This is a genomic window from Pedobacter jaeyakensis, from assembly GCF_054461315.1.
The window spans coordinates 2,210,529-2,237,124 of the sequence record NZ_CM136921.1; the positions used below are offsets into that span (position 1 = coordinate 2,210,529).

At 39.0% G+C, this 26,596-nt stretch carries 23 protein-coding genes and 1 riboswitch; of the genes, 11 read left to right on the forward strand and 12 right to left on the reverse strand.

Going from position 1 to position 26,596, the window contains the following annotated elements; translation table 11 throughout:
• Positions 1-50 precede the first annotated feature (50 nt).
• Complete coding sequence (locus ACXZ1K_RS09845; protein WP_458969489.1) at positions 51-1,382, forward strand: dihydrolipoamide acetyltransferase family protein; 1,332 nt, start codon at positions 51-53, stop codon at positions 1,380-1,382.
• A gap of 68 nt (positions 1,383-1,450) precedes the next feature.
• Here the strand turns inward: ACXZ1K_RS09845 and ACXZ1K_RS09850 are convergent, their stop codons facing one another.
• The 4 genes from ACXZ1K_RS09850 to ACXZ1K_RS09865 all read right to left on the reverse strand — a co-directional run bounded on the left by ACXZ1K_RS09850 (position 1,451) and on the right by ACXZ1K_RS09865 (position 6,697).
• Positions 1,451-2,692 carry a homoserine dehydrogenase gene (locus tag ACXZ1K_RS09850; RefSeq protein WP_458969490.1) on the reverse strand — a complete coding sequence of 414 codons (1,242 nt, stop codon included), beginning with the start codon at positions 2,690-2,692 and terminating at the stop codon, positions 1,451-1,453.
• 7 nt (positions 2,693-2,699) lie between these two features.
• On the reverse strand, positions 2,700-3,758 hold the full coding sequence (locus ACXZ1K_RS09855) for a homoserine O-acetyltransferase family protein (protein ID WP_458969491.1): 1,059 nt from the start codon (positions 3,756-3,758) through the stop codon (positions 2,700-2,702).
• A gap of 22 nt (positions 3,759-3,780) precedes the next feature.
• Positions 3,781-5,085 (reverse strand): O-acetylhomoserine aminocarboxypropyltransferase/cysteine synthase family protein, encoded by a 1,305-nt coding sequence (locus tag ACXZ1K_RS09860; protein WP_458969492.1) that lies wholly within the window; start codon positions 5,083-5,085, stop codon positions 3,781-3,783.
• Between the two features lie 213 nt (positions 5,086-5,298).
• Positions 5,299-5,411: riboswitch (SAM riboswitch) on the reverse strand.
• A gap of 158 nt (positions 5,412-5,569) precedes the next feature.
• Complete coding sequence (locus ACXZ1K_RS09865; protein WP_458969493.1) at positions 5,570-6,697, reverse strand: trans-sulfuration enzyme family protein; 1,128 nt, start codon at positions 6,695-6,697, stop codon at positions 5,570-5,572.
• Between the two features lie 115 nt (positions 6,698-6,812).
• On the opposite strand from ACXZ1K_RS09865, the gene ACXZ1K_RS09870 reads away from it, so the two are divergent.
• The 6 genes from ACXZ1K_RS09870 to ACXZ1K_RS09895 all read left to right on the forward strand — a co-directional run bounded on the left by ACXZ1K_RS09870 (position 6,813) and on the right by ACXZ1K_RS09895 (position 13,150).
• Positions 6,813-7,301 (forward strand): hypothetical protein, encoded by a 489-nt coding sequence (locus ACXZ1K_RS09870; RefSeq protein WP_458969494.1) that lies wholly within the window; start codon positions 6,813-6,815, stop codon positions 7,299-7,301.
• 105 nt (positions 7,302-7,406) lie between these two features.
• On the forward strand, positions 7,407-8,600 hold the full coding sequence (mqnE, locus tag ACXZ1K_RS09875; RefSeq protein ID WP_458969495.1) for an aminofutalosine synthase MqnE: 1,194 nt from the start codon (positions 7,407-7,409) through the stop codon (positions 8,598-8,600).
• Positions 8,601-9,212 (forward strand): histidine phosphatase family protein, encoded by a 612-nt coding sequence (locus ACXZ1K_RS09880; RefSeq protein ID WP_458969496.1) that lies wholly within the window; start codon positions 8,601-8,603, stop codon positions 9,210-9,212.
• A gap of 5 nt (positions 9,213-9,217) precedes the next feature.
• Positions 9,218-9,943: a menaquinone biosynthetic enzyme MqnA/MqnD family protein gene (locus ACXZ1K_RS09885; RefSeq protein WP_458969497.1), complete on the forward strand. Its 726-nt coding sequence runs from the start codon at positions 9,218-9,220 to the stop codon at positions 9,941-9,943.
• Positions 9,944-10,029: 86 nt separating this feature from the next.
• Positions 10,030-12,639: a DNA mismatch repair protein MutS gene (gene mutS / locus ACXZ1K_RS09890; RefSeq protein ID WP_458969498.1), complete on the forward strand. Its 2,610-nt coding sequence runs from the start codon at positions 10,030-10,032 to the stop codon at positions 12,637-12,639.
• A gap of 4 nt (positions 12,640-12,643) precedes the next feature.
• The gene (locus tag ACXZ1K_RS09895; RefSeq protein ID WP_458969499.1) at positions 12,644-13,150 is read left to right on the forward strand and encodes a C40 family peptidase; all 507 of its coding nucleotides are present in this window, start codon (positions 12,644-12,646) and stop codon (positions 13,148-13,150) included.
• Here the strand turns inward: ACXZ1K_RS09895 and ACXZ1K_RS09900 are convergent, their stop codons facing one another.
• Together ACXZ1K_RS09900 and ACXZ1K_RS09905 are read right to left on the reverse strand one after the other, a co-directional pair.
• Positions 13,151-15,121 (reverse strand): transglutaminase domain-containing protein, encoded by a 1,971-nt coding sequence (locus ACXZ1K_RS09900; protein ID WP_458969500.1) that lies wholly within the window; start codon positions 15,119-15,121, stop codon positions 13,151-13,153.
• A gap of 197 nt (positions 15,122-15,318) precedes the next feature.
• Positions 15,319-17,277: a DUF3857 domain-containing protein gene (locus ACXZ1K_RS09905; RefSeq protein WP_458969501.1), complete on the reverse strand. Its 1,959-nt coding sequence runs from the start codon at positions 17,275-17,277 to the stop codon at positions 15,319-15,321.
• 120 nt (positions 17,278-17,397) lie between these two features.
• On the opposite strand from ACXZ1K_RS09905, the gene ACXZ1K_RS09910 reads away from it, so the two are divergent.
• A complete protein-coding gene (locus ACXZ1K_RS09910; RefSeq protein ID WP_458969502.1) occupies positions 17,398-18,411 on the forward strand; it encodes an exonuclease domain-containing protein in 1,014 nt (337 codons plus the stop codon).
• Between the two features lie 25 nt (positions 18,412-18,436).
• The gene (locus tag ACXZ1K_RS09915) at positions 18,437-20,296 is read left to right on the forward strand and encodes a M1 family metallopeptidase (RefSeq protein WP_458969503.1); all 1,860 of its coding nucleotides are present in this window, start codon (positions 18,437-18,439) and stop codon (positions 20,294-20,296) included.
• A gap of 3 nt (positions 20,297-20,299) precedes the next feature.
• Here the strand turns inward: ACXZ1K_RS09915 and queG are convergent, their stop codons facing one another.
• Positions 20,300-21,229 (reverse strand): tRNA epoxyqueuosine(34) reductase QueG, encoded by a 930-nt coding sequence (gene queG, locus ACXZ1K_RS09920; protein ID WP_458969504.1) that lies wholly within the window; start codon positions 21,227-21,229, stop codon positions 20,300-20,302.
• Positions 21,230-21,323: 94 nt separating this feature from the next.
• On the opposite strand from queG, the gene ACXZ1K_RS09925 reads away from it, so the two are divergent.
• A complete protein-coding gene (locus tag ACXZ1K_RS09925; RefSeq protein ID WP_458969505.1) occupies positions 21,324-21,569 on the forward strand; it encodes a hypothetical protein in 246 nt (81 codons plus the stop codon).
• Between the two features lie 2 nt (positions 21,570-21,571).
• Here ACXZ1K_RS09925 and ruvB read toward each other — a convergent pair whose 3' ends face one another.
• Genes ruvB through pdxH form a run of 3 tightly spaced genes read right to left on the reverse strand, consistent with a single transcriptional unit; the run spans position 21,572 to position 24,169 of the window.
• On the reverse strand, positions 21,572-22,594 hold the full coding sequence (gene ruvB / locus ACXZ1K_RS09930; RefSeq protein ID WP_458969506.1) for a Holliday junction branch migration DNA helicase RuvB: 1,023 nt from the start codon (positions 22,592-22,594) through the stop codon (positions 21,572-21,574).
• Positions 22,595-22,623: 29 nt separating this feature from the next.
• Positions 22,624-23,508 carry a 3-hydroxybutyryl-CoA dehydrogenase gene (locus tag ACXZ1K_RS09935; RefSeq protein ID WP_458969507.1) on the reverse strand — a complete coding sequence of 295 codons (885 nt, stop codon included), beginning with the start codon at positions 23,506-23,508 and terminating at the stop codon, positions 22,624-22,626.
• Between the two features lie 10 nt (positions 23,509-23,518).
• On the reverse strand, positions 23,519-24,169 hold the full coding sequence (pdxH, locus tag ACXZ1K_RS09940) for a pyridoxamine 5'-phosphate oxidase (protein ID WP_458973247.1): 651 nt from the start codon (positions 24,167-24,169) through the stop codon (positions 23,519-23,521).
• Between the two features lie 48 nt (positions 24,170-24,217).
• Here pdxH and ACXZ1K_RS09945 point away from each other — a divergent pair, with 48 nt between their 5' ends.
• Complete coding sequence (locus ACXZ1K_RS09945; protein ID WP_458969508.1) at positions 24,218-24,781, forward strand: YqgE/AlgH family protein; 564 nt, start codon at positions 24,218-24,220, stop codon at positions 24,779-24,781.
• A gap of 180 nt (positions 24,782-24,961) precedes the next feature.
• Here ACXZ1K_RS09945 and purE read toward each other — a convergent pair whose 3' ends face one another.
• A complete protein-coding gene (gene purE / locus ACXZ1K_RS09950; RefSeq protein ID WP_458969509.1) occupies positions 24,962-25,450 on the reverse strand; it encodes a 5-(carboxyamino)imidazole ribonucleotide mutase in 489 nt (162 codons plus the stop codon).
• Complete coding sequence (locus ACXZ1K_RS09955; protein WP_458969510.1) at positions 25,450-26,589, reverse strand: 5-(carboxyamino)imidazole ribonucleotide synthase; 1,140 nt, start codon at positions 26,587-26,589, stop codon at positions 25,450-25,452. The genes purE and ACXZ1K_RS09955 overlap by 1 nt, the downstream gene beginning before the upstream one ends.
• Between the last annotated feature and the right edge of the window lie 7 nt (positions 26,590-26,596).

A 26,596-nucleotide genomic window follows, 5' to 3' on the forward strand; every position in this document is an offset into this window, starting at 1 on the left:
GTCTCCAAAATACTTTACTTTTGCATTTAACACCAATTATAGAATAAAAAATGGCTCAGTACGAATTATTGTTACCTAAAATGGGGGAGAGTGTTGCAGAGGCAACTATAATAAAATGGACTAAACAGGTTGGAGATCAAATTAAGCTGGATGATACCGTTTTGGAGATCGCTACAGACAAGGTGGATTCTGAAGTCCCTTCCCCTGTTGCCGGAAAGTTGGTAAAGCAATTATTTAAAGAGGATGAAATTGCTCAGGTTGGTGATGTAATCGCTATAATCGAAACAGAGGGTACGGATAATTCACCAAAGAAAGTTGTGCCTGAGGCTCAATCGAGTGAGGATTCAAAAGGTGTTGGACAGGTTTCCGGAAATGAACCAGAAGTTTCTGCGGTCAAAGATATTCCAGGCATTGATCAGTTGCCGGTTTCAGATCGGTTTTATTCGCCATTAGTAAAAAATATTGCTGCTCAGGAAGGTATTACTCATAATGAACTTGATAAAATACCAGGAACGGGCGCCGAAGGAAGGCTTACTAAAGATGACCTTTTGAATTATATCGCCAATAGAACGGGAGATAAGGAGGCTTTCGGAAGTCAGACGGAGACCAATTCAATACAAATCACCGAAAAGAATAAGGTAACGCCCGCCAAGCCTTTAGTAAGCGTGAGTGGAGGTGATGAAATCATCGAAATGGACAGGATGCGAAAAATTATTGCCGATCATATGGTAATGAGCGTAAGTACTTCGCCGCATGTGACCTCCTTTGTTGAAGCTGACGTTACCAATATGGTATTATGGCGCGATAAAGTTAAGGCGGGTTTTGAAAAACGTGAAAACGAGAAGATTACTTTTACACCGATTTTTATTGAGGCAGTTGCAAAAGCCATTAGAGATTTTCCAATGATCAATGTATCTGTAAACGGTACCCAAATCATTAAAAAGCGAGACATTAATATTGGCATGGCTGCAGCCCTGCCAAGTGGAAACCTCATTGTTCCAGTAATAAAGAATGCAGATCAGTTTAATCTTGTTGGCCTTACAAAAGCGGTTAATGATCTTGCAGGTCGCGCAAGAAGTTCCAAATTGAAGCCAGATGAAACTCAAAATGGAACATTCACGCTAACAAATGTTGGCTCATTTGGGAACGTTATGGGTACACCGATAATTAATCAGCCGCAAGTAGCTATATTAGCTATAGGTGCCATAAAAAAGAAACCTGCAGTTTTGGAAACGGAATTTGGCGATGTTATTGCGATCAGGCATATGATGTTCCTGTCGTTATCTTATGATCATAGGGTAGTAGATGGAGCCCTCGGTGGTTCCTTTATAAGGAGAATAGCAGATTACCTGGAAAATTGGGATACCAACAGGGAGATTTAAGAGATATTATGAAATACATTGGGCCTCAAACTGAGGCCCGAATGATATCAAAACAAAAACAAAGTATACTAATTAAATAAAACCTCTTCTTCAGAAATTGCACTAATCTGCTGCTCAGTGTAAGTGTATCGTCCTGTATGTGCAATAAATATGTCTTTTTGTTCTAAAAGTTCGCGGTTTGCCAATAACGTCTTCAGACTTACATTGCCGATAACATATTTATAGTCATTTCTTGAAAAACGCTCTACGATCTGATCAACCTTTAATTTTTCTAGAGTATATTCATGCTCATACCTTAGGTACACCTCAATGTTTACATTATCAGTATGGATAAGTCCATTCTGCTGATGGTATTTCTTGTATTCATAGCGATAATCATATCTCAAAGCGGCGATGTCTGAAAGCACAGCGGCGCCTGTCGGGTGTCCACCAGCACCTTTCCCAAAGAAAAACTGTTTATCAGCAAATGCAGCCTGTACCGTTACGCCATTATATTCATTTTCAACGTTGAAAAGGAAGTCGTCAGATTTCACAAACTTGGGAAGAACATAGGTGACAACTTGTTTGGTGCTAATTTTTCTCGCGGTTGGAACTAGTTTGATTTTAAAATTCTTTTCTCTAGCATACCTAATGTCATTTTCGTTCAGGTTCTGGATACCGATATTCAGAATTTTGTCGGGATCAATAAATAGACCGTAAGCGTGTGCGGTTGCAATGGCAAGTTTAAATTTAGGGTCATATCCTCCTACATCGAGAATTGGGTTGCTTTCTGCAAAACCCAGGTCCTGCGCCTGTTTAAGAGCTACTCCATATTCTAGGCTCTCATTGAAAATTTTGGATAAAATGTAGTTGGATGAACCATTAAATATCCCACTGATCCCGTGCAGAAGTTCGTTGTCATAATATTCTTCAAGATTTCTGATAATTGGAATACTACCGCATACCGCACCTTCGTAAAGCAAAGAAGATCCATGCTTTTCTTGTAAAGTCACAAGTTCACTCAAATGTGTGGCAATCATTTTCTTATTGGCAGAAACTACGTTCTTTCCGCTAATTAGTGCCTTTTTCACGATATTGAAAGCCACTGCAGCATCATCTATCAGTTCTACAATAGTGTTGATTTCCGGGTTATCGAGAATCTCATTGTGGTCTGTCGTAAAAAGATGTCCATCTAGCGATCTCTTTTTTTCAGGATTCTTAATAGCAATCTTAACAATTTCTAGATTAAGATCCTGGCCGCGAATGATATCGTGTAGGCCTTGTCCTACAACTCCAAACCCAAACAGGCCTATTTTAAGTTTTTTGCTCATTGACGTATTATGCTGTTTTATGTAATTTTATTATTTTTTTGCCTGCAGTTTCTTTGAAGAAATTGCCGATTATGTTTGTTAACGTATCCGTTTCTATTAAAAAGCCATCATGGCCATAGGCAGAGTTGATGCTCTTAAAGGAAGCATTTGGAATGTTTTTGCCCAGAAAATCCTGTTCAGAAAAGGGAAACAAAACATCATTTTCGATTCCAATTACCAGTGTATTTGCATGTACCAGTTTTAATGCATCAATAACGCTTTTTCTACCCCTTCCCACATTGTGGCTATCCATGGCTTTTGTCAGATACCAATAGCTATAGGCATTGAATCTATTGCAAAGTTTTTCTCCCTGATAGTTTTGGTAGGAAGCTGCTCTAAAATTGGTGGTTTTTTCGTTCACACTTTCCAACTGCGTAGTGGCATAGGCTTCGTATGTTCTATAGGATAGCAAAGCAATACTTCTTGCAGTTTTGAGCCCTTTCAGCCCACCTTCCGGCTGTTGTGCATAAAAAGTTCTATCAGTAGCAATGGCCATACGCTGACTTTCGTTGAAAGCAATGCCCCATGGAGAATGTACAGCGTTGGTTGCTACTAGTATTAGATTTTCAATTCTGTTGTTCTCAATGATCGACCATTCCAATGCTTGTTGACCGCCTAGTGATCCGCCAATCAGTACTTTGATATTTTCAATCTCCAAATGTGCTGCTAACAATCGATGAGCTGCTACAAGATCCCTTATGGTAAATTCCGGAAAGGAAAGATAATAAGGCTGACCGGTTACCGTATTTTCACTTAATGGGTTGCTTGTACCATAATGGGAGCCTAATACGTTAGCACAAATGATGTAATGCTCTTCTGGATTAAAAAGATCATTGTTGCCGAAGAGGCCTTTCCACCAATCTAAAACATCAGCGTTAGCAGTTAAGGCATGGCAAACCCAAATAACATTATCTTTATTTGCATTTAATTTACCATAAGTCTGATAAGCGATTTGAAGGCCGGGCAGGGTTTTACCACTCTCAAATTCGAAAAGTTCATTATGAAAATATGTAGAAATAGTACTCATTCAGTTGATGAAATAATTGATTTTAGTGATGAATCGCTGCAAATGCTTGTTCTAAATCTGCTTTAATATCATCGATATGCTCAATACCCACAGAGATTCTCAATAAACTTGGTGACACTCCAGAGGCGATCTGCTCGCTTTCACTAAGTTGCTGATGAGTTGTTGCTGCGGGCTGGATAATTAGTGTTTTTGCATCGCCAACATTTGCAAGGTGGCTAATTAGTTTTAGACTATCCACTAGCTTAGATGCATTTTCAAGGTCGCCATGAAGCTCAAATGATAATACCGCGCCAAAACCGTGCTTTAAATACTTTTTGGCGTTGGCATGATATGGGCTACTTTCAAGACCTGGATAATTAACTTTTTTTACCGATTCATGGCCTTCTAACCAGTTCGCAAGGTCAAGAGCATTGTCTACGTGTCGTTGTACCCTTAGAGAAAGTGTTTCAAGTCCTTGAGTCAGTAGAAAAGAATTAAAAGGTGATAGCGCAGGACCGAAATCCCTCAATCCCTCAACCCTTGCACGGATAATGAACTGAATATTGCCAAAAGGCCCGGCGGCACCAAAAACATCGCTAAATATTAAACCATGATAGCCTTCGGAAGGTTCGCTAAACTGAGGAAATTTTCCATTGCCCCAGTTATAATTTCCTCCGTCAACGATCACTCCGCCTATACTTGTTCCATGACCGCCAATCCATTTCGTAGCAGATTGAACAACGATGTGCGCGCCATGTTCCAACGGTCTGAACAGGTAGCCCGCAGCACCGAAAGTATTGTCAACAATTAAGGGGAGATCGTACTTATTGGCAATTGCAGCTAATTTTTCAAAGTCTGCAACACTAAATGCCGGATTGCCAATGCTTTCCAGGTAAATGGCTTTGGTGTTTGCATCGATTTTTCTCTCAAAATCTTGCTCGTCATCGCCATTGGCAAATCTCACTTCTATCCCTAATCTTTTGAAAGCAACTTTAAACTGGTTGTAAGAACCACCATACAAATGAGAAGAGGAAACAAAATTATCACCAGCTTGTAGTATGTTATTCAAAGCGATAAACTGTGCCGCCTGCCCAGAACCAACTGCCAAGGCCGCAACACCACCCTCCAAAGCAGCTACTCTTTTTTCGAACACATCCGTGGTCGGATTCATGATACGTGTATAAATATTTCCAAACTCTTTTAACGCAAAAAGGTTCGCACCATGCTCAGAATTTTTAAACCCGTATGAGGTAGTTTGATAAATAGGTACTGCTCTGGAACCAGTTGTCGGATCAATTTCCTGACCAGCATGTAATTGTAATGTTTCGAATTTATATGAGGTTGACATGTTTTCTTTTTTATAGTGAACTGTTAAAATGAATTTGCACCCAGTGGGGGCATACTTAATTTCCGTACCCTTTTTAAGGGCCTTCCGAATGAATGGGTAATACAGATGGAAGATTTACAAACTATAGCATGCAACAGCACATACAACGGGTATGTTGGGCTATAAAACAATTCGTTTGATCCGGTGAGATTTTTACATTTTTCATCTTGTTTCAATTTATCTTTCCAAATAGCACCATGCTTTTTGGTCAGGAATTGGCACCTTCTCCATTTGGGAGGGTTGCCAGTGGGTCATTGAGCCTGTCTCTCGCCACTTCTTTATAAATCAAACCTGAAAATAGGATTGACTTTCTTAGCTATTGCTAGATATTGATACAAATGTAATAGGGTAAGCTTCAAAAACCAAAATATAATTCTGAAAATTTAGCAAATATCTGTTTATTAGATATATAATTTATTTTTTGTTATACAAACTTCATCGTTGTTTATGTAGAATATTGATTTAAAGCTTGGTTCAAATCAGCAATAAGGTCGTCAATATGTTCCAGTCCAACAGATATCCGAATTAAATTCTGTGGTGTTTTAGTGTCTGGGCCTTCTACTGAAGCGCGGTGCTCTATCAGACTCTCAACGCCCCCTAAACTGGTAGCCTGTGCAAATATTTTAACGGCATTTACAACACGCCTTGCTTCTTGAGCGCCACCTTTAACTAGTATGGACAACATCCCGCCAAACGCAGACATTTGCTTTCTGGCTATTTCATATTGTGGATGTGACGACAATCCTGGATAAAAAACTTGTTCTACCGCTGCATGTGTTTCTAAAAACTTGGCCAATGCATATCCATTCTCACTATGGGCTCGCATCCGGTATGGCAATGTTTTGATACTTCTTAATAATAAGAAGCAATCGAATGGAGAAGGAACTGCGCCTCCAATTTGTTGAACATTTCGTATTGCCTGCCATAGCTCATCCTGTTTAGCTGTTATCAATACTCCACCTAAAACATCGCTGTGACCACCGATATATTTCGTAGATGAATGCATTACAATGTCAGCACCTAGTACAATTGGGTTTTGAAGACATGGAGAAGCGAAAGTACTATCGCAGGCCAGTATGAGGTGGTGTGCTTTTGCAAGCTTAGCAATTGCTTTAATATCGGTTACCTTAAGCAAGGGGTTTGATGGTGTCTCAATCCAAATCAATTTGGTGTTTGATTTAATATGGGATTGAATCAGTTCCAGATTTGTTTGATCAATGAAATCAAATTCCAACGTTTCTGCAAAGATAGATTGAAGCTGTTTCTTGAATCCCCAATACATGTCATCCGGGGCGATGATATGACTACCAGGCTTCAATGCTTGAAACAGGCTCATGCCGGCCGTATTACCTGAAGAAAATGCGCATGCATCCACACCTTTTTCCAATTCGGCAAGAGTTTTTTCCAGGTTAGAGCGATTTGGGTTACTAACGCGGCTATAAATATGTCCACCAGAATAGCCACCATCTTCATCTCTTAAGAATGTAGTCGACAAGCTGATAGGTGTAATGACATCTTTCGTGCTTGCTTTATAAAGATTTCCTGCGTGAATAGCAACGGTTTCGGGCTTCATTATATGAATGTTAAATGTGAAAACTTGGTCTCAAATACTGTAATAGTAAAGGTATAGAATAATATTTCTAAGTTTTGGCAAGATTTATGTAATTGGTTAGCAAAATAACATTCACATGAAAAGAATATTCCTAATAGCAGCCATTTTATGCAGTTCATTAATGGTTTTGCAAAGTTGCTCACCTAAAGGTGCAGCTAGTACCACTGTATCGAGAGGAAAAATTACAGGTAATTGGGTTTTAAACGACATCACATTTGAGGGACTACCTCAATCTGCCGTTAAATCGTTGTTCGACGACGGACCATATACTTGCTTTATAGGAAGTACCTGGAGTCTAACAAATAGTGGTAATGGAACTTACACGCTTCCTGGTGGTGGCGCGTGTGCGGCAAAAACACAGTCTATTTATTGGTCTGCCTCGCCTGCTGATCAAACTTTCCAGTTTAAAAAAATCTTTGAAGGGGATAAGGCTAAAAATGTAACATCTGGATATCGCTTATTACTTTCCTCTGGAAATGGTGACAACCTGGTTATCAAATCACCAGTTGAATATGGCACGTCGCCAGCATACATCGTATTAAATTTTACAAAAGCGGTAAAATAAGCTAATGTAAAAGTAAAGTAAATTGGGCGCCTAATAGGTGCCCTTTTTTTTTGTATAGCCCGATCTTTCTTGTTTTTATCTTACTTTTGCTGCATATCAATAATTATGGATACTACTTCAAAATTAGCGGTGATTATAAATGATCAGGATCTCCCTGAGCAGCATAGACTAATTGCACAAAAAGTATTAGGCCAGCAAAGAATTACTTTCAACGAAGGGGTCTATCTATACCAAAATGCTGAACTTGGCTATCTTGGAACCTTAGCAAATTACATTAGAGAACAAAAGCATGGCGATCGTACCTATTTCAATAAAAATTTCCATTTAGAGCCTACTAATCTCTGTGTATACGATTGTAAATTCTGTTCTTATTCTCGTTTAATTAAGCAAAAAGATGAAGGTTGGGCATTGACCCTGGAAGAAATGCTTGATGTAGTTAAAAAATATGATGGAGATGCAGTTACCGAAGTACATATTGTAGGTGGAGTATTGCCACAGTACGACGTCGCATTCTATTCAGCACTTTTTACAGCAATAAAAAAACACCGCCCTGAATTACACGTTAAGGCTTTAACCCCCGTGGAATACCATTACATCTTTAAGAAAGCTAAAATAGACTACGCCACAGGCATGAGGTTAATGAAAGAGGCTGGACTAGAATCCATTCCTGGAGGCGGTGCAGAGATTTTTCATCCCGAGGTAAGGGAAATTATAGCCAAAGATAAGTGTACAGGCGATCAGTGGCTGCAAATTCATGAGGAATGGCATAAATTAGGGATGCGTTCAAATGCGACTATGTTATATGGTCACATCGAAAAATTTGAACATAGGGTAGATCATATGGAACAACTCCGTCAGCTTCAAGACCGTACAGGAGGATTCCAGACTTTTATCCCTCTTAAATTTAGAAATCAACATAACCAGATGGAAAATGTACCAGAGGTATCAGTTATTGAAGACCTTAGGAACTATGCAATATCTCGGATCTACCTGGATAATTTTGATCATATAAAAGCGTATTGGGCCATGATCAGCAGACAGACTGCTCAACTTTCTCTAAACTTTGGAGTGGATGATATTGATGGTACATTAGATGATACTACCAAGATTTATTCGATGGCAGGAGCTGAAGAGCAAAATCCAGCTATGAGCACTAAGGAGTTGGTAGCCCTAATCAAACAAGTAAGGCGTAAGCCAATTGAAAGAGATACATTGTATAACGTAGTAACTGATTTTACAGATGTTGTATTCGAGGAAGACGTGAAGCCTCAATTTTATAAGTTGCCGGTAATTAATTAGATGGATAAAGAATTATATATCATCAGGCATGGTGAAACAGATTTAAATAAACAGGGAATAGTACAGGGTAGGGGAATCGACAGTGATCTAAATGATACCGGCAGAGCTCAGGCAGCAGCCTTTTATGCGGTGTATAAAGACGTTCCTTTCGACAAAGTATATACATCAACGTTAGTTAGAACACATCAAACCGTAAAGGGTTTCATTGAGGCCGGGCTTCCATGGCAACAGTTGTCAGGTTTGGACGAGCTTGCATGGGGAATTTGGGAAGGTAAGCCCAATGATGCCAATGCCATTACGGCTTTTAAAGCGATAATGGATAGATGGCAAGGTGGAGATTACGATGCTTTTTTTGAAGGTGGCGAGAGCCCTAATCAAGTATTAATCAGGTTAAGGGATGCTGTTGATGTCATTACAAGCAAAACTGAAGAGAAACGAGTGCTGATTTGCATGCACGGACGTGCTATGCGGCTGCTGTTATGTTTGTTATCCAATAAACCACTATCAGAAATGGGAGATTTTCCCCACTTAAATACCACATTATACAAAGTTAATTATACCGATGGTCAATTTCACATCATCGAATTTAACAACACAGAACATCTAAAATAATTTCTTTGAATAAGCTTAAAATCTCTGCAGTTGCATACACCAATACCAAACCTTTTATTTACGGAATATCACATTCAGATATTGCAAATAAAATAGACCTAAGTCTTGACATTCCGTCAGATTGTGCAGCGAAACTGATAGCTGGTCAGGTGGATATCGGGTTGATACCAGTTGCAGCTATACCAAATGTGCCTAATGCAAATATTGTTGCCAATTATTGCATAGGATCAGTTGGCGCCGTCAATTCCGTATTCATATTCAGCAATGTACCAGTCGATCAAATAAAATCAGTTAGATTAGACAGTCATTCCAGAACCTCTAACAATCTGGCCAAGGTTCTCTTAAAATTCTATTGGCAAAAGGATGTTGTTTTTACGACAGATATTAATGCAGTATCTGATGCGATAGTGCTCATCGGCGACCGCACATTCGGTAAAAAGGACACTTACCCTTTTGCCTATGATATGGGTGCGGAATGGATGAATTTCACAGGTCTTCCATTTGTTTATGCTGCCTGGGTTGCGAATCGGACAATTCCTGATGATTTCATCGCAGAATTCAATACTGCATTGGCATTAGGACTTGCGCATCGTAAAGAATTACTTAATGATTTGCCTGTTCATCAAGGATTTGATCTGGAAGATTACCTCTTCAATAAGTTGGATTTCGAACTCACAGACAAAAAGCGTCAAGCATTACAGCTTTTCTTATCCTACATTTCAAAACTTTAAACCTATTCACAATATTTAACTTTTCCACAAATCATGAAGCCTACTCATCAAGGTAGTATATTTACGATTTTGTAAACAGATATACTTTGGCTAAAGATACTTATAAGGAAACTCCCTTAATGCAGCAATACAATGTCATCAAGGCAAAATACCCGGGTGCGTTGTTGCTATTTAGAGTGGGCGATTTTTATGAAACCTTTGGGGAAGATGCAGTAAAAACTGCGCAGATTTTGGGCATTGTACTTACTAGACGGGGTACCGGTCCAAATGGGGCATTAGAACTTGCCGGATTCCCGCATCATTCTTTAGATAATTACCTTTCTAAGCTGGTACGTGCCGGGCAGCGTGTTGCCATTTGCGATCAGCTGGAAGATCCCAAGACTACAAAGACAATTGTAAAAAGGGGAGTAACTGAACTTGTTACACCAGGAGTTGCCTATAATGACAACATCCTAAGTCAAAAGTCAAATAATTACCTGGCAGCGGTTTATTTCGACAAAAATTCCATTGGCGTGTCTTTCGTCGATATTTCCACAGGCGAGTTTTTGGTAGCACAGGGGGATGCTGAATACATTGATAAGCTATTACAGGGTTTTAGACCAAATGAAGTAGTTTATCAAAAAAGTAAACGCAAAGAGTTTCTGGAGTTATTTGGTGATAAGTTTTATACTTTTCACTTGGACGAATGGGCCTTCACTGCCGACTATGCCAACGAGATTCTTATTAAACATTTTGAAGTCAATTCCTTAAAAGGTTTTGGTGTAGATAAACTACAATCAGGTATCGTTGCTGCAGGGGTGGTGCTACATTATCTAAACGATACTGAACATCGTAACCTAAAGCACATCAGTGCTATTTCAAGGTTAGAGGAAGATAAATATGTGTGGCTGGACCGCTTTACCATCCGTAATTTGGAATTGGTAAGTTCCCCTCACGATAATGCCATTACGCTTTTTCAGGTACTAGATCAAACATCAACGCCAATGGGTGCCCGTTTGTTATACAAATGGATTATCATGCCATTGAAGGAGTTGAAGCCTATTCAAGAGCGCTTAGGCATGGTAGAATTTCTGGTCAAAGAGGAAGTTCTACTAGATGGTTTTTTAAACCATATTAAGCAAATAGGTGACTTGGAAAGGCTCATTTCGAAGGTTGGCCTTCAAAAAGTTGGTCCTAGGGAGTTGTGTCAATTGAAAAAGGCGCTTTATCATATAGAGTCGGTTAAGAAACTAGCAGAGGAAACTAAAAATCCTTTTTTATGTACTCTGGCAGATCAGCTCAATCCTTGTTTAACGATAAGAGAAAAGCTGGAAAGAGAACTTCAGCAGGATCCACCCGCGCTTCTAGTTAAAGGAAATGTTATCGCTGATGGCATTGATGAAGATCTTGACCGTCTCCGTAAAATTGCATTTGGCGGCAAAGACTACCTTGTAGAAATACAAAAGCGGGAAGCTGCCTCTACTGGTATACCTTCTTTAAAAGTAGCGTTTAATAATGTATTTGGGTATTATCTGGAGGTTACCCATACACATAAGGATAAAGTACCTGCAGATTGGATTAGGAAGCAGACCCTGGTAAGTGCGGAACGATATATTACCCCAGAATTAAAGGAATATGAGGAGCAAATACTAGGAGCAGAAGAAAAGATCCAGGTGATAGAAGTTAGGATGTATAATGAACTGATGTACCAGGTTTCTGCCTACATCAAACAGATACAGCTCAATGCTTTCTTAATAGCTCAATTAGATGTTCTGTTGTGTTTTGCGCAATTAGCCATTAAAAATCACTACGTAAAACCAGAAGTAAATAAAGATAAAACGCTTGATATAAAAGGTGGCAGACATCCTGTTATTGAACAGCGTTTGCCAGTTGGCGAGGAATACATTACTAATGATGTGTTTCTTGATAATGAGAGTCAACAGATCATTATTATTACAGGTCCCAATATGTCGGGTAAATCTGCAATACTGAGACAGACCGGCTTGATAGTCTTAATGGCACAAATGGGTAGTTTTGTTCCGGCGAAGACAGCATCGATAGGCTTGGTTGATAAAATATTTACCAGGGTAGGCGCTTCAGATAACCTTTCCTCTGGAGAAAGTACATTCATGGTAGAGATGAATGAAACTGCAAGTATCCTGAATAATATATCAGACAATAGTTTAATATTATTAGATGAGATTGGTCGCGGTACCAGTACTTATGATGGAATCTCCATTGCCTGGGCAATTGCAGAGTTCCTTCATCAGCATCCTACAGCAAAGCCAAAAACGCTTTTCGCTACTCACTATCATGAACTTAATGAATTGGCCAATACCATGGGCCGGGTTAAAAATTTCAATGTTTCTATTAAAGAAGTTGGCAATAGGATAATCTTTTTAAGAAAGCTAGTTCCGGGTGGAAGCGAGCATAGTTTTGGTATCCATGTCGCAAAAATGGCTGGAATGCCGCCGAGGTTAATTAGCAGAGCCAATGAAATATTAAAGAAACTCGAGATTGATCGAACTGAAGGTCAAAGTATCAAGGATAGTATCAAAAAAGTTCAGAATCAGGCCTATCAATTGCAAATGTTTGCCGTCGAGGATCCTATTTTAGTGAAGATCAGGGATTCCATAAATAACCTGGATGTAAACATACTTACACCTGTAGAGGCGTTACTTAAACTTGATGAGATTCAACGAATTATAAAACAATAAGCCTATGAGTTCATTAGCAAGAATCTGCCGACTTCCAGTCTTGTTGCTTATGCTGGTGTTCGTATCAGCTTGTAGTTCCAGAAGACCAACCATAAACACCAATGCTGCTGCTGCAAACATTGCCAATACGATGGCAAACCTAAAAAGTAAGAATCTATATCGTTTTATTACGGATTGGACTGGCGTTAAGTATCGCCTTGGTGGGCTTGATAAATCCGGAATTGATTGTTCCGGTTTTGCACTTCTTTTGGAGAAAGATATTTACGGCATAACTTTGCCCCGCAGATCAAGAGATCAAGCTGAAACGATTAAGGAAAAGAATCCCGGACAACTAAAGGAAGGAGATCTTATTTTCTTTTCTTTTGGTGGCACAGAGGTAGATCATGTCGGTGTGTTCCTAAACAATAACTATTTTGTCCACGCATCAACAACAAGGGGCGTAGTGGTAGATGATTTGAATTTACCTGTTTACCAAAAGGCTATGGTCAAGGCCGGCTCTTTTAAGAACTAACTATTTGCCCTTTTTGAACACAAGATCCGATTTTTGCGATTGGATAATATGATTGAAAAATTCTTTCAGAGCAAGATATTCCTCGGGTAGGTAAACTGGTCTGCCAATTTGTAAGGATTGATTGAAATTCAATGTATTGTTTTCAAATGTTGCTGTGGAACTATATTTTCCACCATTCTCCTCCATAGATATATTTGTGTTTTTTGGTTTTTCTGCTAATTCGAATTTTTCCGGCAACTTTATCCTCATGATTACCTTTTCACTGCTTGCTGCGCCAAAATCTACGGGATATGATCGCTCATTTAAGTTGAAGGGGTTTTTTGTGACATGGCTAATGAAATATGGATTAAAGAACAGTTGGTCAACCTTCGCCCCATCAAACACATTCATCGAAATTTCATAAGTCTCTGTTAGTGAATTGTCCAAAGAGTCAATGTTTTCTATTTTATGGTTCAGGATGTTAAACTGCGTCATTCTTTCATCCAATTTTTCTACATAGTCATCTATCGAACTTGCAGAAAGAATCTCCTTTCTTTTATTTAGGGCATCATAGCCCAAGGAATAGATTACAAGGCTACCTTCTAATTTTCCTTGCGGATTTATTTCGCCGGTAAGCTGATATATGGTAGATCTTTTTTGATTGGCTTTAACATCTAACCAATAGGATTTTTTCTGACCGATTACCCTCGCTTTCCCGTTGATACAATACAAAGGTAGTAAGCCAAATGGCAGATATGGAGCTGAACCGTCTAACAGGTAGACTTCTTCTCCAATATTTAATTTAGCAATTACATAATTATAATTGTTTAAAACAGGAAATAGTTCGTTTACAGTCCCGTTCTCCCTTGTAGAAAGGATAACAGCTTCTGCGTCTAATCCAGCTGCCTTTAGTGCAGCAATCAATGCCAAATTTATATCAGCAACATTTCCTGAATGACTTTCTAACGCTGTCTTAATAGTAGACATACTATAAATCCCATTGAAGCCGTTGGCTTTAATGTTTTTGCTGATGTAATAATAAATCGCTCTGGCTTTACTAAGGTCATCGGTAGCATTACCAATTATTTTGGGCAACAGGTCTTTAAATAGATCTTGTCTTTTTATCTGAGATCCAAAGGATTTTTCAATACTTAACTCTTTTTCAATATCTGACCAATCTTTTCTTAGGTTGATTTTTTGCCCCACTGGAGTCTCGAAAACAGCTAGTTCATATCGTATTGATGCCCGGTAATTCGACGGAGAAGTCATGTATTCCTCCTCCACTAAAGCAGGTACATCTTTCATGATGTAGGTAATTTTTGAACAGTCCATTCCAGTGGCCCCTATCATAAAGCATCCTTGTTCTAAAACATTTGTTTGAGAAGTTAGTTTCCTTCCACCTCGTAATGATGCATTGTAATTAAACATAGCTGGAATTCGGGCTACGTACTCACTATGAAGTTTGGGTATGTCTGATTGAAAATCCCAACTGTGAAAATTATCTATTCTGGGTATCTTCATCTTATAGCTGAATTCAATGATGCTTCCCTCGCTCAAATTCGGCATGGTGAACTTCATCAATTTGTAATACTTGTTGACTTTTTCAGTAAAAATATTACTCTTGTTTAGTTCTGTTCTGGTTGTTATACCATTAAGATTTGTGAAAGTTGTTGCTTTGAGGTCATTGACCTCATCGTCCATATCCTTATGGATCATCAACGGTATCTCTATATTTCCTTTGTTGAATCCATCTTTATTAAAAACCTTAATCTTCACATGATAATAATAGTCAACAAAGTAATCACCCATTGCATAGTTTATAAAAGCTGTCCCATATTCTCTAATCACCATTGCGTTAGCATTACTGTCTAGTTTTTTGCTAGTTAAGGAAATATCTGAAGATGTTATTTTTCCAAACTCAAAATCCTGGGCTACAACTTGCCCTGTCAAAAAAAATAATAATAGTAGTAGTGCTGGAATAAAACGTCTCATGTGAAGCGAAATTTAGAAATTGTTTAGTTTATAAATTCAATTGATATAGTGCTTGATGCTAATGTATTTTGCGATATTTGTAAAATCATGGAAATGGAAAAGTCTTTTTGGTCAAAGTATAAGAAATTTGCTACAACAGAAATCTTAATGTATTTAATCATGATTATTGGAATTACCTTAGGAATTATCTTCTTGAGCTAATCTGTTTTGAATACAATTTTACTGTTATCGACACTGCTAATTGTATTGATGAAATTAATTAGCTCTAGATAATTTGAGGCGTCATAAATTCCATTTTTTAAAACCAACTTCCTTTTGCAAATCAATTTATTATTTTGGATTTCTAATGAGAAATTATAAGTGCCAAACATAGAGTTGATCACCTTGTCTTCTGGTTTCAGTTCAATCTTATAATTTTCTGGTAATTGATAAATTAAAACATCTTCATCTGTAAACCCTCGGTTAATGGATATTGGTGCTTGCCTATTTCTCAATTCAGGAATGGAAAACATTTTGTTAAATATATTTGGAAACAGGTAAATGTGATTATTTGCTTTAGAAGCGTATTTCTGGATAGTTAGATTTAACGATTCGATAGTAAGTGGATTTGCATCTTTGACCTGGGTTAGTTTAAAGTCCGAGAAATTAATATTATCGATATCATATTCACCTTTCAATAATTTTATCTGCTCAGTATATGGCTTATTGAACAGGCGTTGGTAATTCTCATACTGTGAGCCGGAGAAGTTGGTTTTAAGGGCGCCGGATATGTTTCCGTCATTGTCTAAAGTTAATTCAGCAATCCTTTTAAGTAGGTTATTTTCGGTACTCAACAAAGGTGTTCTTAGCAGTTTTCCGCCGTCTGGAGTGCAGGCCAGGATCAGCCTGTCATCCGTAAAGGAGCCAAGATAACCAAAAGGGATATCCTGGCTAGTGCATTCCAGCCAAGTGGTATCGTTTTTAAGAGGAACACAAAGAATAATGTGATTTGCCTGATCCATACTCGAAAATTCTGGATCCAGACTTTGTTTGATGTCCCCTGCATTAACTACGCAATAGTAACTGTTTATTTCTGCCGCTTTTAATAAGCTCTGTGTATAATTTACTAAGGCTTTACAATCGCCATAAGACAACTGGTCTACATCAGATGCGGGAAAGGGCTGGTAACCGCCAATACCCACCTGCACACTGATATATCGAGTCTTCTTTTGAACATAATTATAAATTCGCCTAACCTTTTCTTTTTCACTGGGCGCATCTTTAACCAGGCTTTTAATCTGTTGAACGGTTTTTTCGCTGAGCTGCTGCCTGTCCTTTATCAAGTCGTCGTAAATCCATTTCCCAAGCTCCTCCCAGTTGTTATAAGAGCCTGTGTGACCGTAGTAAGTAAACTTTTCTGGAGCTATCTTTACATAAGTTAAAAAATCTTTTTGTCTTGCATATGGTTCGGGCCGTAGGGCAACGATGTTTTTTAATTCCCAAGTACGGCTTATCACTTTGTCTTTTTCAATAATTTGTGGTTTCCCGCTGTAGTTATACTCCTTTATTCTTACTTTATCGTCAATTCGACTTATAAAAGTGTAGGTGCTTTTTTCTACTGCAATATTTAGATCAGGGATAGCGTACCAAACTGGTATGTTAAGATTTTGCTTAAACCTTATTTCATAATCGTAAACAATCGTATAGGGGTAAGCATTCGAGTTAGGAGCATAATACTTAACTCTGGCATCCTCAAATAGAGAAAAATCACTTACCGCACTTTGGTCTATAAAGTTGCTTAGCGTAAACTTAGCTACCTGCTCACCTGAGGAATTTAGAATCTGGCCCTTCACACTTTTTATAGTTGTATTTTTATCGTAATTCAATACGAGTGTGGCAGCACGTTCCGCATTTTTGTTTAGAACTGTTATGGCTTGTGTTACTGTTAATATCACATTGTCTGGTGCGCGCATGTCAACTACAGTCGCCTCACTTCTTACCACTGCATTTGCACGCTGTTTTAAATTTGCCGGGATCAGTGCTGCATTGAATTCTGATATTTTTTGCGCTTGTATATCAGTTCCAGTGCAAATTGTGAATATTAGAAAAAAGTATCTAATTGCATAGCAGTTTTTTTGGCAGTGCCACCGTTGCAAAGACGCAATCAGAGTTTTCATATGGAGGTCAGTTTTATAGTTTGGCTGACGCAAGATAGCGCAACCAATAGAAATAAAAAAACATATTTAATGATTAATGAATCATTTTTACGACTTTTGAGAGGCTAGAAATTCCTGCACATGAAATTAAATTTAATACGTCCTCTCGCTTTTTTTGATCTTGAAACTACTGGTGTTAATGTTGGAGTTGACAGGATTGTGGAAATCGCAATTTTAAAGGCTATGCCTGATGGTACCGAAGTTGTTAAAACTTTAAGGATCAATCCCGAAATGCCAATACCTTTACAATCGTCATTAATTCATGGTATTTATGATGAGCACATTGCTAACGAACCATCGTTCAGGTTGGTGGCACAGGAGATCGCAGATTTTATAGGTGATGCTGATTTAGCCGGCTACAATTCCAATAGATTTGACATACCTGTATTACTTGAAGAGTTTTTAAGAGTAGGTGTAGATTTTGATATGGCCGACAGGAAGTTTGTTGATGTACAAAATATTTTTCACCAAATGGAACAGCGCACTTTGCGTGCAGCCTACAAGTTCTATTGTGATAAAGATATCATTAATGCCCACTCAGCTGAAGCTGACATCACCGCAACTTACCATGTGCTCTTAGCGCAAATTGAACGCTATAAGGATACTGATTTCGAAGATAAGCAGGGTAATTTGAGTAAGCCGGTACAAAATAACGTAGACGCCCTTCATATCTTTACAAATATGAACAAGCCTGTAGATTTTGCTGGCAGAATGGTATTTAATGATCAGGAAGAAGAGTGCTTCAATTTTGGAAAGCATAAAGGAAAAACTGTAGAGCAAGTGTTCGATCTTGAACCAAGCTATTATGCGTGGATGAAACAGGGTGACTTTCCATTATACACTAAAAAGAAGTTAACGGAAATTTGGGAGCGATGGAACAAGAAGAAAGACCAGCTTAAGCTGCAAAAGCAGCAAAATGACAAGCGAAAAATAGAACAACCACAAAGCGAGCCGCAACCTAATGCCGCAGTTGATACACCCGCCCGCCCCGTAAATACGCAATCCCGTCCGCATTTTGCGCCAAAGAAAGATAAGCCAGCAGCTCCAGTCACTAATGATATGTTGGAGCAGTTGAAAATGAAATTTGGTAAATAGCCATCATTATTTAAAGATTACATTTATGAAGAGATTCCTGGTGGTTTTCGGACTAATCCTATCAAGTTGCCAGCTTTTTGCCCAGGAACTTCCCTTACTGCAATCAATGCAGTCTGCGTATAAGAATCAAACTCGTGATATTTCTGGTCGGCCAGGCAAAAATTATTGGCAAAATAAAGCAACCTATCTTTTGAAGGCTGATTTTAATCCTGATACTCGCTTACTGAAAGGTGTTGAGGAAATCGTATATGAAAACAATAGCCCTGATACGCTCAAACAGCTATGGTTTAAACTATATCCCAACATTTATACTAAAGCAGCCATAAAAAAAAGTAAGATTGCGGCGGCTGACCTTGGTGATGGCGTATCAATATCCACCCTAAAGATTGCTGGCAAAAATTATGATGCCTCTAAGTATGTCATTGAAGGGACGAACATGTATGTGGATATCCAGCCCATTGCTCCCGGAAAAACAGTAAAGGTGTCTGTCATCTATTCTTACATACTTAATAAAGGCTCACATCTGAGAACTGGTGAAGTTGATAAAGGCGCACATTTTGTCGCTTATTTCTTTCCAAGAATCGCAGTATACGATGATGTAGATGGATGGAACAAATATCCATATACCGGTGAGGAGGAGCTTTATAACGATTTTTGCGACTTTAATGCTGAGCTCACTGTTCCAAGGGAATATATGGTTTGGGCCACTGGCGACCTAACAAACGGAAGTAGTGTACTTCAACCTAAAGTTTACGATAGGCTTCTTCAAGCTGAAAAGTCTGACGAAGTTGTAGACGTGATTACTGCTGAAGATTTAGAGAAAAAAAATGTAACAGCGGCGAAACCGCAGAATACATTCAAATTCCAGGCAAAAAATATAACTGACTTCGTTTTTGCAGTAAGTAACCATTACCTATGGAAATCAACCAGCCTCGTAGTAGATCCTGCATCTGGTAGAAGAACCCGTGTTGATGCTGCATTTAATTCCGAACACAAGGATTATTTTGAAGTAATTGATTTTGCCAGAAAATCTGTCCATGCCATGAGTTACGATTTTCCTAAATGGCCATTCCCATATCCTCACATTACAGTTTTCGACGGGTTAGACCAGATGGAATACCCAATGATGGTAAATGATAATCCTGTTGATAGCCGGGAAGATGCGATAACACTTACAGTACATGAAATATTTCATACTATGTTTCCCTTCTATATGGGGATTAATGAAACTAAATATTCATGGATGGATGAAGGCTGGTCAACAATTGGCGAATGGGTAAATGGTCCGCGTATCGATACCAATATGGTAGATACCTACGGAGTTCAGCAGACAGCTTCCTCTTCAGGTAAAAAGGATGACTTGCCAATTATAACTTTTACTACAGATCTTAAAGGCGTTTCAACTTTCACAAACCCTTATCCAAAACCAGGTATGGGATATTTGTATGTTTGGGATTACCTGGGTGAAGACTTATTTCATAAAGCGCTGCATCACTATATTTCTCAATGGCAGGGCAAACATCCAATTCCTCAGGATTTCTTCTACAGTATGAATGAAGGATCTGGAAAGAACCTGAACTGGTTCTGGAAGCGCTGGTTTTTTGACGATGGAATAACTGATATGGCAATCACGGCAGCTGTTAAAATTGATACAGGCTACCGAATTTCTATACAAAATAAAAGTAACAAGCCATTACCTATAGACCTTATGCTGTTTTTTAATGATGGGTCTAGCGAAAAAGTGCATCGAAATATTGGTGTTTGGGAGAAAGGTGATCTGCTCATAAAAATCGATGTGAACACGAAAAAGACGTTGAAAAAGATAGTAATGGGAGATCCTCATACACCTGATAAAGACAAATCAGATAACACCTTTACACTGTAATTATCATATTTTCTTAAGGAAATCGATATTTCTGATTAGGCCTTTGAACTTGGTCCTTTTCACAGCAGAATTTTTAAACAGCTTGGTAAAGACTTCTTCAGTAATGTCTTCCCAATCTTCCTTTTTCATTTTTACGAGGGAATCAACAGGAGCAAATTCAGGTATTTGGTGTGGTACAGAAAACTTGTTCCAGGGACAAACATCCTGGCAGATGTCACAACCAAACATCCAGTTGTCCATCTTGTCGTAAAATTGTTCTGGTATCTCGTCTTTCAGCTCAATTGTTAGATAAGAGATGCATTTTGTGGCGTCAATTATGGCAGGAGAAAGAATTGCATCAGTAGGGCAGGCTTCTATACATCTATTGCAAGTTCCACAATGGTCTGTAAAGAAAGGAGAGTCATATTCCAGTTCCAGATCAATAATTAGTTCAGCCAGGAAAAAGAAAGAACCACTTTTTTTATTGATTAGATTACTGTTTTTTCCAATCCATCCCAGTCCAGACCGTTTGGCCCATGCCCTGTCTAAAACCGGGGCAGAGTCTACAAATGCCCGACCAGATACTTCACCAATTTCTTCCTCGATAAACGCTAATAGTTGAAACAGCTTATCTTTAATAACTAAATGATAATCCTTACCATAAGCATACTTCGAAATCTTAGGAGTATTCGGATCAGACTGCCCTTCTTCTGGGAAATAGTTGAGGCTTAGTGAAATGACTGATTTTGCGCCTTCAACCAATAACCGGGGATCTAATCGTTTGTCAAAATGGTTTTCCATATAGGCCATTTTTCCATGATGATTGTTATTCAACCACTGCTCCAGTCGCGGTGCTTCTTCTTCCAAAAAAACAGCCTTCGCAATACCGCATTGCATAAAGCCCAATCTGAGTGCTTCATCTTTAATGATTTTGCTGTATCCCGACTTATTCATGATCTCTCCCGCAAAGATAAACTTTAGGAATAAAACATTTTATGCAACCTGCTGTTATTCTATTTATCTGAATACGAATCAAAATTAAGAAATCATGGAAACTAAAGATCCCAACAATACTGACGACCTTATTTACAACGAAGATCCAAATCACGTTGAAGATCCTAACAAGCCTCATAAGCCGATAGAGCATGACTATGCAAAGCATGAACAGGATCCAGGTCCATCACCACAGGCGGTAAAAGAATCTAATGAGAATGGTGCAGGTCCGGTTATGAAATGGATCATACCAGTTATCATTGTTATTTTACTTGTTTACTGGTTTATCATCAGAAAATAGCGTTAAAACAGCTTGCCTGTTTGGCCGGGGAAATTCCTTTTAAGATGCTTATACGCAGCTTCGGTAGCTTCCCTTCCTCTTGAGGTACGCATTAAGAATCCTTCTTGTATCAGGAAGGGTTCATATACCTCCTCAATAGTTCCCTCGTCATCTCCTACAGCGGTTGCAATGGTTTTCAGCCCAACCGGACCACCTTTAAATTTATCGATTATCGTAACCAGGATTTTATTGTCCATTTCATCCAGGCCGTGTTCATCAACGTTTAACGCATTAAGTGCGTAGCGGGCAATTTCGGTATCAATTTCTCCATTACCTTTTATTTGAGCAAAGTCTCTGGTTCTTCTCAACAAGGCATTTGCAATTCTGGGTGTTCCTCTGGATCTTCTTGCAATTTCATATGCTCCCTCATCTGTAATTTTGGTCTTCAAGATTTCAGAAGATCGCAGAACTATGGTTGTTAAAAGCTTTGCATCATAGTAAGCTAACCTGGAATTAATACCAAACCTGGCTCTTAGCGGCGCGGTTAATAATCCGGATCTGGTAGTAGCACCTACTAAAGTGAACGGATTAAGGGTGATTTGAACAGAGCGCGCATTTGGGCCGCTTTCCAGCATGATGTCAATCTTATAATCCTCCATGGCAGAGTAAAGATATTCTTCTACCAACGGACTAAGCCGGTGTATTTCGTCTATAAAGAGGATATCCCCGGTATCCAGATTGGTCAATAAGCCTGCTAAGTCGCCTGGTTTGTCCAATACCGGACCTGACGTCACCTTGATGCCTACGTTCATTTCATTAGCAATGATGTAGGACAATGTAGTTTTACCTAATCCAGGAGGGCCATGTAGTAAAACATGATCAAGCGGCTCACCTCTTAATTTAGCAGCCTGAACGAAAATTCTGAGGTTTTCCATCACTTTTTCCTGACCGGTAAAGTCTTCAAATGCCTGTGGGCGAAGCACTCTTTCTATGTCCCTTTCAATTGGAGATAAGCTATCAGATGATGGATCAAGGTTCTCGTTCATTCTTTCAAAAGTACTGTTTAAAATTAGAATTATAAAAACTTGGCAGCTACTACTGCCGCTTTGATTCCGAGACTGTAATCGTAAAATCCTACACCTGTTTTTACACCTGTTTTTCCGGCGGTAACCATATTTACCAAAAGCGGACAGGGCGCATATTTAGAGTTTCCAAACCCACTGTACAATACCTGTAAAATGGCTAGGCAAACGTCAAGGCCAATAAAATCAGCAAGTTGCAAAGGCCCCATAGGATGGGCCATACCTAACTTCATTACAGTGTCAATCTCTTCAACACCGGCAACATTTTCATATAGCGTATAAATCGCTTCATTAATCATCGGCATCAGTATCCTATTGGCCACAAATCCGGGATAGTCATTAACCTCTACAGGAACTTTTTCTAATTTCCTTGATAGATTCATTACCGTTTCTGTAACCTCATCACTTGTTGCATAGCCCCTTATCACCTCAACTAGTTTCATTACCGGAACTGGATTCATAAAATGCATTCCAATTACCTGCTGTGGGCGATTGGTTACCGATGCTATTTTAGTAATGGAGATAGAGGAGGTATTGCTGGCTAATACGGCCGAAGGCTTAGCAAAAGTATCCAGATCTTTAAAGATCTTTAGCTTCAAGTCTATGTTTTCTGAAGCAGCTTCAACAATCAGGTCGGCTTCTGCTATACCGGTTGCCAGGTTTGTAGATTTGCTTATATTTTGTAGCGTACCTGCTTTTTCAGCATCTGTAATGGTGCCTTTTATTACCTGGCGGTCCAGATTTTTGGAAATGGTGGTCAAAGCTGTTTCCAACGCATCCTGACTAATGTCTATCAACATTACCTCGTATCCAAATTGCGCAAAAGTATGGGCAATGCCGTTGCCCATAGTTCCCGACCCAATAACAGCAATTTTCATATTCACAAATTTAAGGTGCTAATCTATTGATTTCCCAGGTGCCGTCCACAAGTTGGTAAACAATTCTGTCGTGCAACCTGCTGCTTCGCCCTTGCCAAAACTCAATTAAAGTAGGCTCCAATAGATATCCACCCCAGTTCAACGGCCTTGGTATTTCCTTATCTGCAAATTCTGCACTCAGTTCTTCAACTTTGCTCTCCAGCACAGTACGATCCTGGATCACGCTACTCTGGGGTGAAGCCATCGCGCCAATCTGGCTGCCTTTTGGTCTTGAATGAAAATAATCTGATGACACCTGTTCATCAACTTTGCTAACGATACCATCAATCCGAACTTGGCGCTCTAATACTGCCCAGAAAAATACCAGTGCAGCCTGTGGGTTTTCCTGTAAATCTTTCCCCTTTTTACTATCGTAATTGGTGAAGAATACAAAACCATCCTGGTCAAAACCCTTTAGTAATACGATTCTTGCAGAAGGCTTGCCTTCCGTATCAGCTGTAGCCAGAGTCATCACATTAGGCTCATAAAGTCGCGCATCTACGGCATCAGCGAACCACTTTTTAAACTGTAAAATTGGATTTCCATCCACATCATCCTCAGAGAGGGATGCGGCGCGGTAATCTTGGCGTAAGTTTTGTAAGTTTTCTTTAGTAAGCTCCATATACAAAAATAGGGTTACTTTATTTAATTTCACTCTTAAATATTTAACATGTTAAGCAGACTGGAACCATCATTAGGTAAATTGTTAATCTCAGAGCCATTTTTGATGGATCCAAATTTTAAACGCTCTGTTATCCTGATCAGCGATTTTGAGGAGGAAGGTACTGTTGGCTTTGTACTTAATCACCCAAGCATGTTGTTACTTAAGGATCTGATTCCAGAAATGCCGGAGGCAGATTTTCCAGTATATATAGGTGGTCCAGTTGCAACGGACACCGTGCATTTTATACACCGCTGTTATGATAAAATTAATGATGGACAGGAAATTGCCAAAGGTATCTATTGGGGAGGCAATTTTGAAGCGCTTAAAGTGTTGATCGACAACAAAGCTATTGATCCCGCCGAGATCAAATTCTTTATAGGGTACTCAGGATGGGGCAAAGCGCAATTAGACAATGAAATTAAAGAAAATACCTGGATTGTATCCAATCAATACCATCCTGATCTAGTATTTTCCTCCAATGAAGAAGAGGTGTGGAGGGAAGTCATCGTCAACTTAGGGCCGAAGTATGCCCATGTGAGCAAATTTCCCCAAGATCCAAGTTTAAATTAGCTTTATTAGTATTTAGATGTGAGTATTTAGTATTTAGACGTTAGCATTTAGTATTTAGATATTAGTATTTAGATGTTAGCACTGATATGATAATAAGTAAAACATATTTACGGCTTTATTTTTTCTAAATACTAAATACTAAATACTAAATACTAAATACTAAATACTAATATCTCAGTCTTATCCTTCCAATTCTGCTGCGGTTTCCTCAACTTTCTTTCTTAATTCGTCTTTGTACGCTTGCATCTTATCTGCAAGGGTAGAGTCAGCTGTCGAAAGAATTTGTACTGCCAGTAATCCTGCATTCTTTGCAGCGTTAAGGGCCACAGTAGCCACTGGTATCCCGTTTGGCATTTGTAATATGGATAGGATGGAATCCCAGCCGTCAATGGAATTTGAAGACCTCACAGGCACACCAATTACCGGTAAAACCGTTATTGAAGCGACCATCCCGGGAAGGTGCGCTGCGCCACCTGCACCAGCAATAATTACTTTTAAACCACGGGAAGCCGCATTTTTAGCATAATTGAACATCCTCTCTGGCGTACGGTGGGCGGAGACAACAGTCATCTCAAATTCTACCCCGAAATCTTTAAAAATATCTGCAGCATCCTGCATAACTGGTAGGTCAGACTTGCTGCCCATAATAATGCCAACTTTTATAGCCATTAGGAGATTACCTTTAATGTGTTTTTAATATAATTTGCTTTTTCAATTGCGCTGTCCCTATTTTGATCAACCACGGTAATATGCCCCATCTTACGGAAGGGCTTGGTGTATTTTTTACCATAAAGATGGACATATACGCCATCAAGAGCCATTACTTTTTCCAGTCCGTCATATTTGGCCACGCCATTGTGCCCTTTTTCACCAAGCAAATTGATCATCACCGCGTTGTTAATTGCTCTTGTATCACCAAGAGGCAAGTTAAATATTGAACGTAAATGTTGTTCAAATTGCGAAACATAGTTGCCCTCTATAGTATGATGGCCACTATTATGAGGTCTGGGAGCTAATTCATTTACTAGTATTTCACCATTTTTAGTGACAAACATTTCTACTGCAAGCAGTCCGGTGATGTTTAAACAGGAGGCAATATGTTTGGCAATTTCCTCTGCTTTTTCCTGTATAGCCTCAGGGTACGTAGAGGGCGAAATCAAAAACTCAACAAGATTGGCTTCTGCGTTAAATTCCATTTCTACCATTGGAAAAGTTTTCACCTCACCTTTAGCATTTCTAGATACAATTACAGCTATTTCTTTTTCAAAATCTACCAATTCCTCTATTAAGCAAGGTGCATCAAAAGCCTGATCAATCTCTGCAATGTTGTTCATCTTCATAACACCCTTGCCGTCGTACCCGTCCTTACGTTGTTTTAAAATGTATGGGAAAGAAAAATTACTCTTGCGGATATCTTCTTTGGTATTTACCAATTGGAAAGGGGCGGTTGGAATGTCATTCTCTTTAAAGAACTGTTTTTGCACACCTTTATCCTGAATTAAGCGAATTACCCTTGCTTGCGGGTAAACATGCTTACCCTCTTTCTCGAGTTGATCTAAAGCCTCTATGTTTACTTTTTCTATTTCAATGGTAATGATATCGGCCTTTTTGCCAAAATTATAAACAGTGTCAAAGTCAGTGATTGATCCGCATTCAAAATAATTTGCAATGTGCTTACACGGAGCGTCTGGATCGGGATCTAAAATTAAAGTAGTGAGATTGTAATTAATGGCTTCCTGTATCAGCATCCGGCCCAATTGACCGCCACCCAGTATTCCTAATTTCAAATCACTTATTTGTTTTGCCATATCTATA

Coding starts and splice junctions, on each gene's coding strand:
- ACXZ1K_RS09845 (WP_458969489.1), top strand. CDS start 51: ATGGCTCAGTACGAATTATTGTTACCTAAAATGGGGGAGAGTGTTGCA.
- ACXZ1K_RS09850 (WP_458969490.1), bottom strand. CDS start 2,692: ATGAGCAAAAAACTTAAAATAGGCCTGTTTGGGTTTGGAGTTGTAGGA.
- ACXZ1K_RS09855 (WP_458969491.1), bottom strand. CDS start 3,758: ATGAGTACTATTTCTACATATTTTCATAATGAACTTTTCGAATTTGAG.
- ACXZ1K_RS09860 (WP_458969492.1), bottom strand. CDS start 5,085: ATGTCAACCTCATATAAATTCGAAACATTACAATTACATGCTGGTCAG.
- ACXZ1K_RS09865 (WP_458969493.1), bottom strand. CDS start 6,697: ATGAAGCCCGAAACCGTTGCTATTCACGCAGGAAATCTTTATAAAGCA.
- ACXZ1K_RS09870 (WP_458969494.1), top strand. CDS start 6,813: ATGAAAAGAATATTCCTAATAGCAGCCATTTTATGCAGTTCATTAATG.
- mqnE (WP_458969495.1), top strand. CDS start 7,407: ATGGATACTACTTCAAAATTAGCGGTGATTATAAATGATCAGGATCTC.
- ACXZ1K_RS09880 (WP_458969496.1), top strand. CDS start 8,601: ATGGATAAAGAATTATATATCATCAGGCATGGTGAAACAGATTTAAAT.
- ACXZ1K_RS09895 (WP_458969499.1), top strand. CDS start 12,644: ATGAGTTCATTAGCAAGAATCTGCCGACTTCCAGTCTTGTTGCTTATG.
- ACXZ1K_RS09900 (WP_458969500.1), bottom strand. CDS start 15,121: ATGAGACGTTTTATTCCAGCACTACTACTATTATTATTTTTTTTGACA.
- ACXZ1K_RS09905 (WP_458969501.1), bottom strand. CDS start 17,277: ATGAAAACTCTGATTGCGTCTTTGCAACGGTGGCACTGCCAAAAAAAC.
- ACXZ1K_RS09910 (WP_458969502.1), top strand. CDS start 17,398: ATGAAATTAAATTTAATACGTCCTCTCGCTTTTTTTGATCTTGAAACT.
- ACXZ1K_RS09915 (WP_458969503.1), top strand. CDS start 18,437: ATGAAGAGATTCCTGGTGGTTTTCGGACTAATCCTATCAAGTTGCCAG.
- queG (WP_458969504.1), bottom strand. CDS start 21,229: ATGAATAAGTCGGGATACAGCAAAATCATTAAAGATGAAGCACTCAGA.
- ACXZ1K_RS09925 (WP_458969505.1), top strand. CDS start 21,324: ATGGAAACTAAAGATCCCAACAATACTGACGACCTTATTTACAACGAA.
- ruvB (WP_458969506.1), bottom strand. CDS start 22,594: ATGAACGAGAACCTTGATCCATCATCTGATAGCTTATCTCCAATTGAA.
- ACXZ1K_RS09935 (WP_458969507.1), bottom strand. CDS start 23,508: ATGAAAATTGCTGTTATTGGGTCGGGAACTATGGGCAACGGCATTGCC.
- pdxH (WP_458973247.1), bottom strand. CDS start 24,169: ATGGAGCTTACTAAAGAAAACTTACAAAACTTACGCCAAGATTACCGC.
- ACXZ1K_RS09945 (WP_458969508.1), top strand. CDS start 24,218: ATGTTAAGCAGACTGGAACCATCATTAGGTAAATTGTTAATCTCAGAG.
- purE (WP_458969509.1), bottom strand. CDS start 25,450: ATGGCTATAAAAGTTGGCATTATTATGGGCAGCAAGTCTGACCTACCA.
- ACXZ1K_RS09955 (WP_458969510.1), bottom strand. CDS start 26,589: ATGGCAAAACAAATAAGTGATTTGAAATTAGGAATACTGGGTGGCGGT.